Raw genomic sequence first — 15,752 nt, forward strand, 5'->3', positions numbered from 1 at the left:
CCATGCGCCCACGCGGAACGGGGCGGCGCGGAACGGGGCTGCGCGAATCAGGCGAACGCGTTGATGCCGGTCAGCGCACGTCCGACACTGAGCTGGTGAACCTCATGCGTGCCTTCATAGGTGAGCACCGTTTCAAGGTTCACGGCGTGCCGGATCGGGGAGTAGTCGGCAGTGATACCCGCGCCGCCCAGCACGGCACGCAGGTCGCGCGCAATGTTCATGGCCGTGTCGACGTTCGTCATCTTCCCGAGGCTGACCTGATCGGGCGTAATGGTGCCGGCATCTTTGAGCTTGCCCAAGTGAGCAGCCATCAGCGTGATCGCCGAGTACTGCGAAGTGGCATTCGCCAATTTGGCCTGGGTCAGCTGGAAGCCGGCAATCGGCCGGTTGAACTGCTCACGCGTTCCCGCATAGTCGATGGCCGTGGTCAACGCGTCACGGGCCGCGCCGGTGACGCCGAAGACTATGCCGAACCGTGCTTCGCTCAGGCACGTCAGCGGGCCGCGGAGGCCGCGCGCCTCGGGCAGCATGGCACTTGCCGGAAGCCGGACGCCGTCCAGCGTCACCTCGCCGGTGATCGAGGCGCGAAGCGAAATCTTGTCGTGGATCTCGGCAACCGACACGCCGGGAGTGTCGGTGGGCACCACAAATCCGCGGATCGTCGGGTTTCCATTTTTGTCGGGCTCGTCGGTCTTGGCCCACACGATGACGACGTCGGAGACCGGCGCGTTCGTGATCCACATCTTGACGCCGTCCAGCACCCAGTCGGCGTCGTCGCCGGAACCGTCGCGCTTGGCCTTGGTGCGCATGCCGGCCGGATCCGATCCGGCATCGTGCTCGGTCAGGCCGAAGCAGCCGATCGCGTCGCCCGCGGCCAGCTTGGGCAGCCACTCCTGTTTCTGATCTTCCGAACCGAATCGGTGGATGGCGAACATGGCAAGTGATCCCTGCACCGACACCATGGACCGAAGCCCCGAGTCGACTGCTTCGAGCTCGCGGCACGCCAAACCGTACATGGTCGCCGACGTTCCCGCGCAGCCATAGCCTTCCAAGTGCATGCCGAGCAGCCCCAAGTCACCGAGCCCCTTCGACAGTTCACGGACGGGGAGAGTGCCTTCTTGGAAATAGCTGCCGATCTGCTCGCGGACGTGTTCGCCGAGCCATTGCCGCACGACTTTCGCCGAGTCGAGGTCTTCGCCGTCGAATACCGAGTCGATTCCGAGCAATTCATCCGGGGTCTGCGTCTTCGTCATGAACCCATTGTTGCGCATTCGCCTCAGCTGGCGCACAAGCAGGGATGGCAAGATGGTCGCGTGAGTTCCAAGAACATCGTGCTGCTCGGATCGACCGGATCCGTGGGCACGCAAACTGTCGACGTGGCGTTGGCAAATCCCGACCGGTTGGCCATCACGGGCTTGGCCGCCGGCGCCAATGTCGAGCTGCTTGCCGAACAGGCGGTCCGGGTCGGCGCGCGCAGCGTGGCGCTTGCCGAGCCGACGGATGAGGACGCCGTCCGGGCCGCCGTGAGTGCGGCGGCCGCACGTCAGGGCCTCCCCGACCCCCGCCCGTCCGTGACGACGGGGCCGGACGCGGCAGCCCGGTTGGCTGCCGATCCGCGGACTCGCGCCGACGTCGTCCTGAACGCCATTACCGGATCGGTCGGCTTGAAGCCGACTCTCGACGCTCTCGCCGCGGGTATCGACGTGGCCCTGGCCAATAAGGAATCGCTCATCGTGGGCGGCGACCTCGTGCTTGACGCCGCCGCGGCGTCCGGCGCTACGCTCATCCCCGTCGACTCCGAGCATTCGGCAATCGCCCAAGCGCTCCGCGCCGGCACCGACGCGGAAGTCGACAGGCTGATCGTGACGGCGTCCGGCGGACCGTTCCGGGGCATGAGCCAAGACGAGATGCGGCACGTGACGCCGGCGCAGGCTTTGGCCCATCCGACGTGGGACATGGGCAAGGTCATCACCACGAATTCCGCCACACTCGTCAACAAGGGACTCGAAGTCATTGAAGCGCACCTGCTGTTCGGCGTGCCGTTCGACCGGATCGACGTGGTCGTGCACCCTCAGTCGCAAGTGCATTCCATGGTGCAATTCGTGGACGGCGCGACTATCGCGCAGGTGTCGCCGCCCGATATGCGCCTGCCCATCGCCTACGCGCTCGGCACGCCGCAGCGCATTGCCGGTGCGGCACCGGCCAACGACTGGCGGGCGGCGTCCACCTGGACCTTCGAGCCGGTGGACGACGCGGCATTCCCGGCGCTCGGTCTGGCCCGGACCGTCGGGGCGGCCGGCGGCACGTTCCCGGCGGTGTTCAATGCTGCCAACGAGGAATGCGTGCTGGCGTTCCATGACGGCCGGCTCGGTTTCCTCGACATCATCGACACTGTCGCACGGGTCGTCGACAAGCACGAGCCGGACGGCGAGCTGACCTACGAGTCGGTATTGGCTGCCGAGGACTGGGCACGTGATCGGGCCCGCTCCCGCGTTGCCGAGGTGGCGTCATGACCATCGCGCTGTACGTCCTCGGCGTCTTGCTGCTCCTGCTCGGCGTGGCAATCTCGATCGCCCTGCACGAAATGGGGCACCTGCTGCCGGCCAAGAAGTTCGGCGTCAAGGTGAATCAGTACATGATCGGGTTCGGCCCCACAGTATTCTCCCGCCGGCGCGGCGAAACCGAATACGGCGTCAAGCTGTTGCCGCTCGGCGGGTACATCGCCATGATCGGCATGTTCCCGCCGAAGCCGGGCGGCGGCGTGCGCCGGTCGTCGACGGGCATGTTCCAGACCATGATCGACGACGCTCGCAAGGTCTCGGCCGAGGAAATGGAACCCGGCGACGAAAAGCGTGCGTTCTACAACTTGTCGGTACCCAAAAAGCTCGTCGTGATGATGGGCGGCCCGACAATGAACCTCGTGATAGGCATTGTGCTGCTGGCCGTCGTAGTCTGCGGCATCGGTTTCAAAACGCCCACCACCACCGTCGAGACGGTGTCGCAATGCGTCGTGGGAGCGCAACAGGCCGCGGCTCGGCAAAAGGACGGGGGCGCCGGCTGCAAACCGTCCGATCCGCGGTCGCCGGCCGTCAGCGCGCACGTGAAACAAGGCGATACGATCGAATCGATCGGCGGCACTCCCACCCCGACGTGGCAATCGCTCTCCCGAACGATTGAAAAGTCCGCCGGCGAAACGGTGCCGGTCGTCGTCGAACGATCGGGCCGCACGATCACGCTGCACGCGCACATCGCTACGAACAAGGTCGCCGAATACGACGCCGACGGCAATTACAAGAAGAACGCGGACGGCACCATCAAGACGCGCGAGGCCGGATTCTTTGGCGTGGGGCCGACGTATGACTACCACGGGCAACCGGTCACGGCGTTGCCGGCGGTCGTCGGGAACGACTTGGTGCGGATCTTCGACGCACTCGTGCATTTGCCGCAGCGGCTCACCGGAGTCGCGCAGTCCGCCTTCACATCCGCGCCGCGGGCGCAGAACAGCCCGGTGGGCATGATCGGCATTGGCCGTGCCGCCGGCGAGATCGCCACGACGCACACGATCGACGTGGAAGGAAAGATCGCCATCGGCGTCAATCTGCTTGCCACGTTGAACATGTTCCTGTTCGCGTTCAACCTGGTACCGCTGTTGCCGCTGGACGGCGGCCACATTGCCGGCGCGCTCTTCGAGGGCATTCGCCGCCGCATGGCCGCGTGGTCCGGTCGGGCCGATCCCGGGCCGGCGGACGTGGCCAAACTGATGCCCGTGACCTATGTCGTCGTCGGGCTGATGTTAGCGATGACACTCCTTTTGGGCTACGCCGACATCGTCAAACCGATCAAGCTCTTCTAAACTGGGGGAGTGAGTGTCAATCTTGGAATGCCCGCCAGCCCCCCACCGGTACTGGCGCCGCGCCGCAAAACCCGCAAGATCAAAGTCGGCAAGGTAGAAGTCGGCGGCGATGCCCCGATCAGCGTGCAGTCGATGACCACGACGAAGACTACCGACATCAACGGCACGTTGCAGCAGATCGCCGAGTTGACCGCTGCCGGGTGCGATATCGTCCGGGTGGCCTGTCCGAGCGCGGACGACGCCGAAGCGCTGCCGGCCATCGCGCACAAGTCGCAGATCCCGGTGATCGCCGATATCCACTTCCAGCCGAAGTACGTGTTTGCGGCGATCGATGCCGGATGCGCCGCCGTCCGCGTCAATCCGGGCAATATCCGCAAGTTCGACGACCAGGTGAAGGAGATCGCCGCTGCGGCCAAGGACGCCGGCGTGTCCATTCGGATCGGCGTCAATGCCGGCTCGCTGGATCGGCGGTTGCTGGAAAAGTACGGCAAGGCCACCCCGGAGGCTCTCGTCGAGTCGGCGGTCTGGGAGGCGTCGCTGTTCGAAGAGCACGGTTTCCACGACTTCAAGATTTCCGTCAAACACAATGATCCGGTCGTCATGGTGCGGGCCTACGAGCTCTTGTCCGAGCGCGGCGACTGGCCATTGCATTTGGGCGTCACCGAGGCAGGGCCGGCCTTCCAAGGAACCATCAAATCGGCTACCGCGTTCGGCGCGTTGCTCTCCCAGGGCATCGGCGACACGATCCGTGTCTCCCTGTCGGCCCCGCCCGTTGAGGAAGTGAAGGTCGGCGCGCAGATCCTGCAATCGCTGAACCTGCGTCCGCGCAAGCTGGAAATCGTGTCCTGCCCGAGCTGCGGACGTGCGCAAGTCGACGTGTATTCGTTGGCCGACAAGGTCACGGCCGGGCTCGAAGGCATGGAGGTGCCGTTGCGCGTGGCGGTCATGGGCTGCGTCGTCAACGGCCCAGGAGAGGCCCGCGAGGCCGATCTCGGCGTCGCATCGGGCAACGGAAAGGGACAGATCTTCGTCAAGGGCGAGGTCATCAAGACGGTGCCGGAGTCGCAGATCGTCGAAACGCTCATCGAAGAGGCCGGCAGGCTCGCGGAAACCATGGACGTGCCGGAAGGCTCGGATGCCGCCGCGCCGCAGGTGCAGGTCGGATAAGCTTCGGCCATGACGGCAGAAGTTCGGGTCGGGACGGAGCTGCGGCTCTTGACGCGTGCCGACACGCCCGCCGTCCGGAGACTGTGCGATCTCGATCCGGTGTCGAACGTGTTCCTTGCCGGGCGCCTGGAGCTGACGGGTAGCGCGGACGCCGGAGCTCTCGGCGGGCAACTCTGGGGCTTCTTCCGGTCGGGACAGCTGGCGTCGGCGTTGTGGTACGGAGCCAACATCATCCCGGTGAATGCGCAGCCGGACGGCGTCGAAGCGTTTGCTCAGATGCTCGACGCCCGCACCACCCACCCGTCGTCGATAGTGGGTCCGGCCGGGCCGGTGCTGGACCTGATCACCCGGCTGCCGCACTGGCCGTCGCCTCGGGAGGTTCGCGGCAACCAGCCCGTCATGGTGCTCTCCGGGCCACCGGCCGTCGCCGCCGATCCGCAGGTCCGTCGAGCCGTGCCGACGGACGCCGACGTCATCTACCCGGCTAGCGTCGCCATGTTCACCGAAGAAGTCGGCTACTCGCCCGTCGCCGGCGATCGCAGGGGCGACTACCGGCGCCGGGTCGATTATCTGATCTCGCGCGGGCACACGTTCGCTCGAATCGACGAGATGTCCGAGGAATGGCCGGCCAAGGGCCACCGACAAGCGACCTTCAAGGCGGATCTGGGCGCCGTCAGCCGTTCGGTCGCTCAAGTGCAGGGCGTGTGGGTGCATCCCGCCTATCGCGGCCGCGGGCTGAGCGAATCCGGCATGGCAGCCGTCGCGTTCGCCGCCCGGAGAGACGTGGCGCCCATTGTGAGTCTCTACGTGAACGATTTCAACGACGCGGCAAGGGCGGCGTACCGGCGGGTGGGATTTACGGACGTCGGCACGTTTGCGACGGTGCTCTACTAGCGCGACGTCCCGCCCGCCGAGTGGTGATGTACTAGCATTCTAGACATGGCGGAAAAGAAGACGCAGTTCAACGTGTATTTGCCTCCCGATCTTGTCAAACGCATCAAACACCGCAGCATCGATGAAGAGCTCAGCCTGTCGGCGCTCGTCCAAAAAGTCTTCGAAGACTATCTGAGGCAGCGATGAGCGGCATGAACGAACTCACCGTCCGGCCGGTTCGGTTCACCGCCCATCCGGATGTGTTTCACGGCCTGTTGGAGGCTTTGGGCGCCGTGACGCTGGCTCGCCACGGGTCGACTGCGCTCTACCGGACCGGATCCGGCTTGCTGGAGATCCGTGGTACCGACGAGGTCGACCCGCTGACCGGCTTGACGGCGATGGGATTCGTCACCGCGAACCTCGCGCAGCTGCCGGCGCCGTCGCGGTTTCTCGACAAGGCCCGGCTGACCGCGGACGTCGGCCCGGCAAAAGGCGCAGCACTGGAACTGACCGCCGGTGACGGCCTGACGATAGCTATCGACCTTGCGCCGTCCGGCGACCGGGATCCGGCGCGATCCGGCGACGCGGACCCCGAGCTGTCCGTCGTGCCGATCTGGATGACCACCCAAGTGTCGGCGGCGGCCGAGGCGTTGCAGACCCTCGGATTCGCCCGCCGGCTCAGCGCCGACAGCGGCGTGTGGGTCGATCTCGTCGGGCGCGGCGCTGCCAACGGCCTCGTCGCCGTCCACTACGAGGACGGCGATCCCGACGTCATTCTGGCCTTTGAATACGCCGGCGACCTTGGCGAACTCCAAAGCCGGATGCGCTCTCACGGCATTGTGACGCCGATAGTTGACGAGAACTACGCCCGGACGCTCCGCCTTCTCGATCCCGACAACGAAGCGGAAATCTGGGTCAACGAGGTCATGACCGACACGTACGGCTATCAGCGCGGCTGACCGGCGTCCGCGTGTCCGATAGGCTACTGCTGGGTCAATCACCGCGCCAACTTTCCGGGAGAACTGCATGCCGATGCGTCTATCAACCCTCTTTGTCCGCACGTTGAGGGAGGATCCGGTCGACGCCGAAGTCGCCAGTCACAAGCTCCTGGTTCGTGCCGGCTATATCCGCCGCGCCGCGCCGGGTATCTACACATGGCTGCCGCTCGGGTTGAAAGTGCTGGGCAAAATCGAGCAGATCGTGCGTGAGGAGATGGCAGCCGCCGGAGCGCAAGAGGTGCATTTCCCCGCGCTATTGCCGCGCGAACCGTACGAGGCCAGCGGCAGATGGACCGATTACGGCGACAATATGTTCCGGCTGAAGGACCGCCGCGGCAACGACTATGCGCTGGCTCCGACCCATGAAGAAGTCTTCGCCTTGCTGGTCAAGGATCTCTTCTCGTCGTACAAGGACCTGCCGACGACGATTTACCAGATCCAGACGAAATATCGCGATGAGGCCCGTCCCCGTGCCGGACTGCTGCGCGGGCGCGAATTCATCATGAAGGATGCCTACAGCTTCGATATCGACGATGCCGGGCTGGACGAGTCGTACCGCAAGCAGCGCGAGGCATACGTGCGTGCCTTTGACCGGATTGGTCTCGACTACGTCATCGTCAAGGCGACCTCCGGCGCCATGGGCGGCTCGCGCAGTGAGGAATTCCTGCACCCCAGCGACATCGGCGAGGATTCATTCGTCCGCTCGCCGGGCGGGTACAGCGCGAATATCGAAGCGGTGACCACACCGGTGCCGCCAACCATCACGCTGGACGACGCTCCCGCCGCCCACGTCGAGGACACTCCCGATACGCCGACGATCGATACGCTCGTTGCCGCCGCCAATGCCGCGCATCCTCGTTCCGACCGGGCCTGGACGGCCGCCGACACGCTGAAGAACGTCGTGGTTGCCGTGACGCACCCGGACGGCAAGCGCGAGATAGTTGTGATAGGTGTGCCGGGGGACCGCGGAGTCGACCTCGACAGGGCAGAGGGATCGGGGCAGTTCGGTGCCGGCGAAGTCGAAGTCGAACCGGCGACGCCCGACGATCTGCAGGCCAATCCCGAATTGGTGAAAGGGTATATCGGGCCGACCCTCTTCACCTCGGACGGGGCGCAGGCGGTGCTTGGATCGGAAGGCACATCGGGCCTGCGCTATCTGGTCGATCCGCGAGTCGTGTCGGGCACGCGGTGGATCACCGGCGCCAACGAACACGGACGCCACGTGTTCGAGCTGACCGCCGGGCGCGACTTCGTACCCGACGGCACTGTTGAAGCAGCCGAGGTGCGTGAAGGCGACGCTGCTCCCGACGGATCCGGGCCCCTGGAGATTGCCCGCGGCATTGAAATCGGACACATCTTCCAACTCGGGCGTATTTACGCCGAGGCACTGGACTTGAACGTCCTTGATGAGAACGGCAAACAAGTGGTGCCCACCATGGGGTCGTACGGCCTCGGGATCACCCGGGCGCTCGCAGCGGTGGCCGAGGGAAATCACGACGCCAAGGGCCTGATCTGGCCGAAGAATCTGGCGCCGGCCGATGTACACCTCATCGCCACCGGCAAGAATCCCGATATCGTCCCGGCGGCCGAAAAACTGGCCTCCGACCTGGAGACAGCAGGCGTCGAGGTGCTTTTCGACGATCGTCCGAAGGTCTCGCCAGGCGTCAAGTTCGGCGACGCCGAACTGCTGGGCGTGCCGACTATCGTGGTCGTGGGCCGCGGATTGGCCGACGGCGTCGTCGAAGTGCGCGATCGCCGTACCGGCGAGGCCGAGAACGTGCCGGTCGACGAAGCCGCCAATGCGATCACCCGCCGCGTCACCGCATAAGCTGCTTCGCCGAGTGGTGGCGAACGGCTGACCCGGCGCGTCGAGTGGTGGCGAGTGGCTGCGAAATCGCCGATTTCGCAGCCACTCGCCACCACTCGGCAGGCGGTGAATCGCGGCAGCGGGAGGACCGGCTGTTATTTCACCAACGACAGGAACTCGGCTCGAGTGCTCGGATCGGTGCGCATGGCTCCGTGCAAGCTCGAGGTCAGTGTGCGTGCGCCGCGCGCTTGCACTCCGCGGATCGACATGCACATGTGCTCGGCCTCGATCACGACGCCCACGCCCCGGGGCCGGAGCGTCTCATCGAGCCAATTGCTGATTTGAGTCGTGAGACGTTCTTGAACCTGCAGACCGTGCGCGAAGAGCTCGACGGCCCGTGCCAGCTTCGACAGGCCGACTATCCGATCGCCGGGCAAATACGCCACGTGCGCGATGCCGGTGAACGGCAGCATATGGTGCGCGCACAGCGAATGCACCGGAATATCGCGGACCACGACCATCTCGTCGTACTTCTCGGTATTGGCGAACGTCGTGAGCGAGAACAGCGGCGGGGACAGCATCTCCGTCAGCGCATCGGCGACCCGCCGGGGTGTTTGCTCCAGCTCGGGGTCGTCGACGTCCTGCCCGAGTGCCGTCAGCAGATCGCGGACGGCGTCCTGCGCCGCCTGTCGCTCAATGGCCGGTGCCGCACGAAGCAGTGCGGACTCGCCGTCCACGCCGGATCCGGCCTCGGCACCGGCGGCGGACCGCAGATCGCGCCGACCGTCGAACTCGGTCTCGGTGACTGTGCTCATAGCGACTCCAGCGGCACATCGGAGTCGGCAAGCCGGGAGTCGTCGACCGAGCGGCCGGACGCGATCAACGCCTGCAGCGTCTCGTTGACGTCCCAGACATTCACGTTCATGGCAGCCGTGACGCGGGAGCCGGACAACCAGAATGCGATGAATTCGCGGGAACCGGTGTCGCCCCGCACCACGACTCGGTCCCAGGGGACCGGATAGCCGCAGTATTCGAGACCGAGATCGTACTGGTCGGAGAAGAAGAACGGAACGTTCATGTACGCCTCGCCGGCGCCGAGCATATTGCGCCCGGCCGCCTGGCCTTGCGTCAGCGCGGTCGCCCAATGTTCGACGCGCAAGTCGATCCCGATGTCGGGACGCGTCACCGACGCCACGTCTCCGGCCGCGTAAATGCCCGGGACCGAGGTCTGCAGCGACGTGTCCACGGTGATGCCGTGCGTTGTGGCCGAAATCTCGAGGCCGGCCGACTCGGCCAGCTCCGTCCGAGGGGACGCGCCGATGCCGACAACCACGACGTCGGCGTCCACTCGTCCGTCGGCCGTTTCAATGCCGACGACCCGGCCGTTGTCGCTACCGACGAAGCCCTTCACGTTGGCGTTCATCGTCAAGGTGACGCCGTGCTCGCGGTGCAGATCGGCGAAGACCTCGCCAATCTGCCGGCCGACCACCGCCTCGAGCGGAGTGGCGGCCATGTCGATGATTGTGACGTCGAGTCCGAGTTGCCGAGCAGAGGCGGCGACCTCGGAACCGATCCAGCCGGCGCCGACTATCGCAACGCTCGAGCTCGACTTCAATGCCGACCGCAGCTCCGTCATGTCCTCGAACGTGCGCAGATAGTGGATGCCCGCAAGATCGGCGCCCGGCAGCGGCAAATGCCGCGACGTGGACCCGGTGGCCACCAGGAGCCGGTCGAAGGGGATGGCATTGCCGCCGGCGTGTACGACCCGGGCATCGGTATCGATCTCGGTGACTTCGGTACCCGTCATGAGTTCGATCTCGTGCGACGTGTAGAAGTCCGCCGGCAATGCGTCGGCCGATTCATCCGGATCGTCGCCGCGCAGGATCCCCTTCGACAACGGCGGCCGCTCGTACGGAAGTCGCGGCTCATCGCCGATCAGAATAATGCGGCCGGTGAACTCGCTGTCGCGCAACGACTGCGCGGCTTGGGCACCGGCAAGCCCCCCGCCGACGATAACGAAAGTCGGTGAACTGTCCATGATCTTCTCCTGACCCGCAAATCGAATAGCTTTCTAAACTAACGTAACATTGATTTTAGAAATGGTACATGCGACACTGGAAGAACGATGACTGACGATCGAACTGCGACGAGCGACGACGTATCGCTGATTGGCGAATTGGCCGAGCCGACACGGCGCGCCGTCTACGAATTCGTCGCGGCCGGCGACGACTGGGTCAGTCGTGACGGTGTCGCGGCGGCAGTGGGACTCGGGCGGGCGGCCGTGGCGCGCCATTTGGACCGGCTCGTCGACGTCGGACTGCTTGATCAGCGCTCGAAGCGACTGACCGACCGGACCGGGCCGGGCGCCGGAAGGCCCTCCAAGCAGTACCGGCGGTCAAGCCGCGAGGTTGGGGCATCGCTGCCGGCCCGCGACTATGAGTTGGCCGGCGAGCTCTTGGCCCGAGCCGTTGACGACGTCACGCGGAGCGGCAAGAATCTTCAAACGGCGTTGGACGACGAGGCGCGCGCGCTGGGCACGCAATTGGCCGGCGAGATGCGCGGCGCCGATGGCGGCGAGTTTGCGCGGACGGCGGATGGAACGGGTCGGGTGCGCAAGATGCTTGCCGTCTTGTCCGATCACGGCTATGAGCCGGTGCAGGTGGGCGAGGACGAGATCCAGCTGCGCAATTGTCCATTCCACCGGCTTGCCCGTGCGCATCCGGAACTGGTGTGCGGATTGAACGATGCATTACTGGAATCAGCCGTTGACGGCTACGGAAACACCGGGTACCGGGCACGCTTCGAGCCGGAGGCCGGATTATGCTGCGTTCGGTTGCGCCGACAGTCGAGTTCCGGTCGGTCTACCGGCCGGTAACCCGGCAACAACTCCACTCTCGGCGTGCTCGGCTCTCACACCAAGCGGGCCAGTGACCTCGCATCGGTGCGGCCCACGTCGGCACCCGCCAGGGCCCGGCAGACCCACAGCGAGCGCGCAGCGTCCGCCTGCGCGTTATCGGCGAGCGCCCAAAACATGTTCTCCAGTTCGCGGGCGATCGACAGCCGCCTCGTCAGCTCGACGTCAAGTCCGGCGCTGACGGCCAGGGCCGCGGATCGGGCGCGTAAGGCATCGGATTGTTCGGCCGGCGTATGCCCGGGCAGCTCATACAGCCGGTTCCACAGCATTGGTGCCACTGCGTATTCGGGTGGGCCGACTATCGGCTTGGGGTCGATGGCCCGCCAGCCGGCACCATTCAGTTCGGACAGCACGTTGTAGTAGTGCAAATCGCCGTGCACCAACAGAGCCGTTCGGCAGCCGGTGAGCATGTCGGCGGTTTCGAGTGCGGTCCGGAGGATCGAGTGGTCGGCGGCCCGCCACTCGGCGAACGCGGGCAACAAGGCGGCGGCCTTCCGTGGAAAGTCCGCCAACCAACCGCGGGCCGAGTCGGCAACCGTTGGGAGACCGGCCGGCGGGACGATGCTCAAAGTGCGTACCAAAGCGCCCCAGACCGGAATGGCGTCCGCGATCGGAACGGTCCCCAAATTCCGCGTTGCGTCAAGGCGTTCGAGCAGCGATGCACGGCCCGCTTCGTCGTCGGCCAAGAGCCGTACGCTGCCGCGACCCCGCCAAGCATTCAGCGCGGCGCGCTCGAGCGGGTGCGCCCGAATCGGCTCGGGACACGGGGCCGCGATGCGCAGCGCCAGCGGTACGCCGGCCCGGCCCGCGACAGGGATGACGATCGACTGATAACCGTGCCACGGCTGCGGAAACGCCGGATCGGGTACGAGTCCCCAGGCGCCGAGGAAGCGGTCGATCAGCCCGGGTAGTTCAAAGATCCACTGCCCGCCCAGCGTGGGCCCGCAGTCCTTCAGTACATTGCCGGCAAGGTGATCGGGGATGTTCACGCGCCGTTCTCCGAGTTCGGGTGCTTCGTGTCCGTCGAGCCGGACGGCGCGGATCCGGCCCGGCGAACCTTCCGGGGAAGCGTGGATCCGGGCACGGCCGGCAGGGTCTTGGCAAGACGCCAGCCGGCAAGCGTCGATTCGAACAGCCAGTGGGCGGCGTCGTAGCGGGTGCCGGCCGGCAAATCGGTGACTGCTTTGCCAAGGTGCATGCCGAGCCGGCGCTCGAGCGTTGCGGCCAGTTTGAGAGCCGATTTCGCGTCCTCCACCGAGTAGGGCAGCGAATAGCCGGCGCGGGGTCGGGCCGGCTCGGCGCCGCCACCGCGCAGTTGTGTGTTGACCTCGCCCACCGTCGTGCGCAATTTGTCCAGCCGTCCGGCGGCGCGCCGCCGGGCGTCTCCGGTCAGGCGGACTGTCAGCACCTCGTATCCGTAAATTGCGGCGTACAAACCGTCTCCCAGCGCCTCCAGAGCCGTTGCGGCTCCGGACGACGGGGTCGACACCGGGGACGGGCTGGGGGACGGCGGTTTTGCCGTTTCTTCCGGCGGCGGCAGGGGCCTGGCAGCGGACGGGACGTGAAGATCTGCGGCCGCGCCGACGACGTGCGCCGCCCCGGCGCTGCCGGCGGCGACCCCGGCCAGGCGGCGGGCGAACACGCCCGAGACGCGGTCGAGTCGGCGCAAGGACGAGTCGCGGACGGCGGCGACGTGAGTCATCAGCGCCCGGGGGGTCGGGGATTTCACGGCGCGGGTCGGTTGCGCCGTCGCAGCTCGGCCGGGTCGCGCTCCCAGGGCGGCCAGCTGGACGGCCAGCATGGATCGGACCCTGTCCAGCTCATTGGAGAAGTCGTGCCCGGCGTTCATGCGGTGAGCCACGTCGTCCGCAGCGCGTAAGCGACGGACGACGGCGCGCCGTGCCTTCTCGTCGGTATCGGGGACGGCGGGGGAGTCGGCCCCTTCCAGGCGAATTCCGCATCCGGACAGAGCCGGAACCGCGGTGGCGGCGATGAGGCCGGTGAGCACTATGCGGCGGGGAACCGGCACGGAAACGTCAAGGGTCATGGTGTACCAATCATTTCATGAATGGTGGAGATGCTGACGCGGCACCGAAACCTCTAGGCTGATGAGAAAGGAAACGCAGTCGCCGGACGGCGGGAAGGAGCACGGAGTGCGAACCGATGAAGAGGCCGCGTTGGCGGACAGGCTCGGACCGCTCGTGCATGGGCACGGGCTTGTCGTTGAGGATCTGAAGATCGGCGTGAATGGCTCTCGCCGCTCGGTGACGGTGACGGTGGACTTGCCGGAGGATCAGACGGGCGCTGCCGATTTGGACACCATTGCGCAAGTGTCGAAGGAGGTGGGCGCCCATTTGGATGATGACGAGCCGTTTGACGGTCGGGCGTACACGCTCGAGGTCTCGTCGCCCGGAGCGACGCGGCCGCTGACCGAGCCCCGGCACTGGAAGCGCGCCCGCGGGCGGCTCATCGCCGTGAAGCTGGCCGGCGGCGACTCCCTCACGGGACGCTTGATCGACGTTGCCGACGACGGGCCGCAGCTCGACGTGGGCGGCGCGTCGCGCCGGCTCGCCTACGGCGAGATCGCCTCGGCACGCGTCGAGGTGGAATTCAAATAGCCGGCCGGTAGACTGGGGCGTTCGCCCGGTGGACATAACAACCGGCGAAAGACAACTGAACAGACAACTGAACATGCGAAACGGAGCACCACCATGGATATCGACCTGGCAGCCCTGCGGCTACTCGAGCGAGAAAAGGAAATTCCGCTCGACCTACTGATACCCACGATCGAACAGGCCCTGCTGCTTGCCTACCATCGCACGGACGGCGCCGAACCCCGGGCGCGTGCCGAACTCGACCGCAAATCCGGGCACGTCACAATTTGGGCGACGGAGACCGGCCCCGACGGAGAACCGGGTCGCGAATGGGACGATACGCCGTCCGGGTTCGGGCGGATCGCCGCGCAAACGGCACGCCAAGTGATCCTCCAGCGCCTCCGTGACGCCGAGGACGACACGATCGTCGGTGATTTCCGCGGGCGAGAAGGCGAGATAGTCGCCGGCGTGATCCAGCAGGGAAATAATCCGCACATGATTCAGGTCAACCTCGGCACCGTGGAAGGCGTCCTTCCGCCGCACGAGCAAGTGCCGGGGGAGACGTATGAGCACGGTGCACGTATCCGCGCCTACGTGGTCGAAGTTCACAAGGGCATGAAGGGCCCGTCGATCACGGTGTCGCGCACGCACCCGAACCTGGTGAAGAAGCTGTTCGAGCACGAGGTGCCCGAGATCGCCGACGGCACCGTCGAGATCGTGTCGATCGCCCGGGAATCAGGTCACCGCACGAAAATGGCGGTGAAGGCCACGGTGCCGGGCGTCAACGCCAAGGGCTCCTGCATCGGCGAGCTCGGCTCCCGGGTGCGAGCCGTGATGGGCGAATTGAACGGGGAAAAGATCGACATCGTCGATTTTGACGACGATCCGGCCACCTTCGTCGGTAATTCGCTGTCTCCGGCGCGTACCGTGAGCGTGGAGATTCTGGACGCCGATGCCAAGGCCGCGCGCGTCGTCGTCCCGGAATACCAGCTGTCCCTGGCGATTGGAAAAGAAGGTCAGAATGCCCGGCTGGCCGCGAAATTGACCGGATGGCGCATTGATATCCAGTCCGACGGAAAGACTCAGGCGCCGGTCGAGGCGTGAGCGACGCCACTATCGTTTAGACCCGGCACGGAAGGCACGGTAAGATGGTCAAGGCGCAAAGCGTGCGCACCTGTATCGGGTGTCGGCGGCGCGCACCACGGCAAAGCCTGCTTCGCGTCGTGATCAAGACGGCGGAGGCGGGACGGCCCGATGGAATGCCGGTCATAGTCCCGGATCGTCCGCGCAGTGCGGAAGGTCGGGGAGCGTGGCTGCATTTCGACGAGCGGTGTGTCGATCAGGCTCGCCGGCGAAGCGCCTTCGGAAGGGCGTTGAAGACGTCCGGTCAGGTCGACATCGGAGCCGTGGAAAGTTTTGTCAAAGACGAATCGTTTGCAAAAGGACGAGATACCAATGGAACCAGTGCTTCCCGAATGAGTAACGAACAATGAGCAGCTTCTTGGTGAGCAACCAGTGAGTTACTTTTCGTTTTAATGGTTCGCGC

The 15,752-nt window shown here is 65.7% G+C and carries 16 protein-coding genes; 11 read left to right on the plus strand and 5 right to left on the minus strand.

Features of this window, described 5'->3' with window-relative positions:
* Nucleotides 1-47: 47 nt before the first annotated feature.
* Nucleotides 48-1,253 (minus strand): acyl-CoA dehydrogenase family protein, encoded by a 1,206-nt coding sequence (locus tag BJY26_RS10290; protein ID WP_179427965.1) that lies wholly within the window; start codon nt 1,251-1,253, stop codon nt 48-50.
* A gap of 60 nt (nt 1,254-1,313) precedes the next feature.
* Here BJY26_RS10290 and dxr point away from each other — a divergent pair, with 60 nt between their 5' ends.
* The 7 genes from dxr to BJY26_RS10325 all read left to right on the plus strand — a co-directional run bounded on the left by dxr (nt 1,314) and on the right by BJY26_RS10325 (nt 8,719).
* Nucleotides 1,314-2,513: a 1-deoxy-D-xylulose-5-phosphate reductoisomerase gene (gene dxr / locus BJY26_RS10295; RefSeq protein ID WP_179427967.1), complete on the plus strand. Its 1,200-nt coding sequence runs from the start codon at nt 1,314-1,316 to the stop codon at nt 2,511-2,513.
* Nucleotides 2,510-3,853 carry a M50 family metallopeptidase gene (locus tag BJY26_RS10300; RefSeq protein ID WP_179427969.1) on the plus strand — a complete coding sequence of 448 codons (1,344 nt, stop codon included), beginning with the start codon at nt 2,510-2,512 and terminating at the stop codon, nt 3,851-3,853. Before dxr ends, BJY26_RS10300 begins: the two co-directional genes overlap by 4 nt.
* A 27-nt stretch (nt 3,854-3,880) precedes the next feature.
* Entirely contained in the window at nt 3,881-5,020 is a 1,140-nt protein-coding gene (gene ispG / locus BJY26_RS10305; protein WP_179429903.1) for a flavodoxin-dependent (E)-4-hydroxy-3-methylbut-2-enyl-diphosphate synthase, read from the plus strand.
* Nucleotides 5,021-5,029: 9 nt separating this feature from the next.
* Nucleotides 5,030-5,914, plus strand: coding sequence for a GNAT family N-acetyltransferase (locus BJY26_RS10310; protein WP_179427971.1), 885 nt, complete (start codon nt 5,030-5,032; stop codon nt 5,912-5,914).
* Nucleotides 5,915-5,959: 45 nt separating this feature from the next.
* Entirely contained in the window at nt 5,960-6,100 is a 141-nt protein-coding gene (locus BJY26_RS10315; RefSeq protein ID WP_179427973.1) for a ribbon-helix-helix domain-containing protein, read from the plus strand.
* A gap of 5 nt (nt 6,101-6,105) precedes the next feature.
* Nucleotides 6,106-6,852 (plus strand): hypothetical protein, encoded by a 747-nt coding sequence (locus tag BJY26_RS10320; protein ID WP_179427975.1) that lies wholly within the window; start codon nt 6,106-6,108, stop codon nt 6,850-6,852.
* 67 nt (nt 6,853-6,919) lie between these two features.
* Complete coding sequence (locus BJY26_RS10325; RefSeq protein WP_179427977.1) at nt 6,920-8,719, plus strand: proline--tRNA ligase; 1,800 nt, start codon at nt 6,920-6,922, stop codon at nt 8,717-8,719.
* 134 nt (nt 8,720-8,853) lie between these two features.
* On the opposite strand, the gene folE is transcribed toward BJY26_RS10325, so the two are convergent.
* Entirely contained in the window at nt 8,854-9,513 is a 660-nt protein-coding gene (gene folE, locus BJY26_RS10330) for a GTP cyclohydrolase I FolE (RefSeq protein WP_179427979.1), read from the minus strand.
* Nucleotides 9,510-10,736 carry an NAD(P)/FAD-dependent oxidoreductase gene (locus BJY26_RS10335; RefSeq protein WP_218852361.1) on the minus strand — a complete coding sequence of 409 codons (1,227 nt, stop codon included), beginning with the start codon at nt 10,734-10,736 and terminating at the stop codon, nt 9,510-9,512. The genes folE and BJY26_RS10335 overlap by 4 nt, the downstream gene beginning before the upstream one ends.
* 87 nt (nt 10,737-10,823) lie before the next feature.
* On the opposite strand from BJY26_RS10335, the gene BJY26_RS10340 reads away from it, so the two are divergent.
* Nucleotides 10,824-11,573: a helix-turn-helix transcriptional regulator gene (locus BJY26_RS10340; RefSeq protein WP_179427981.1), complete on the plus strand. Its 750-nt coding sequence runs from the start codon at nt 10,824-10,826 to the stop codon at nt 11,571-11,573.
* Between the two features lie 35 nt (nt 11,574-11,608).
* Here BJY26_RS10340 and BJY26_RS10345 read toward each other — a convergent pair whose 3' ends face one another.
* Together BJY26_RS10345 and BJY26_RS10350 are read right to left on the minus strand one after the other, a co-directional pair.
* Nucleotides 11,609-12,601: an aminoglycoside phosphotransferase family protein gene (locus tag BJY26_RS10345; protein WP_179427983.1), complete on the minus strand. Its 993-nt coding sequence runs from the start codon at nt 12,599-12,601 to the stop codon at nt 11,609-11,611.
* Nucleotides 12,598-13,659: a DUF4439 domain-containing protein gene (locus BJY26_RS10350; RefSeq protein WP_179427985.1), complete on the minus strand. Its 1,062-nt coding sequence runs from the start codon at nt 13,657-13,659 to the stop codon at nt 12,598-12,600. The genes BJY26_RS10345 and BJY26_RS10350 overlap by 4 nt, the downstream gene beginning before the upstream one ends.
* Before the next feature lie 106 nt (nt 13,660-13,765).
* Between BJY26_RS10350 and BJY26_RS10355 the strand changes: the two genes are divergently transcribed.
* From BJY26_RS10355 to BJY26_RS10365, 3 genes are all read left to right on the plus strand, one after another.
* The gene (locus BJY26_RS10355) at nt 13,766-14,230 is read left to right on the plus strand and encodes a ribosome maturation factor RimP (RefSeq protein WP_218852362.1); all 465 of its coding nucleotides are present in this window, start codon (nt 13,766-13,768) and stop codon (nt 14,228-14,230) included.
* Nucleotides 14,231-14,323: 93 nt separating this feature from the next.
* On the plus strand, nt 14,324-15,310 hold the full coding sequence (nusA, locus tag BJY26_RS10360) for a transcription termination factor NusA (RefSeq protein ID WP_179427988.1): 987 nt from the start codon (nt 14,324-14,326) through the stop codon (nt 15,308-15,310).
* 44 nt (nt 15,311-15,354) lie between these two features.
* Complete coding sequence (locus BJY26_RS10365; protein WP_179427990.1) at nt 15,355-15,699, plus strand: YlxR family protein; 345 nt, start codon at nt 15,355-15,357, stop codon at nt 15,697-15,699.
* The last annotated feature ends 53 nt before the right edge of the window (nt 15,700-15,752 follow it).

Source organism: Spelaeicoccus albus (genome assembly GCF_013409065.1).
GTDB lineage: Bacteria > Actinomycetota > Actinomycetes > Actinomycetales > Brevibacteriaceae > Spelaeicoccus > Spelaeicoccus albus.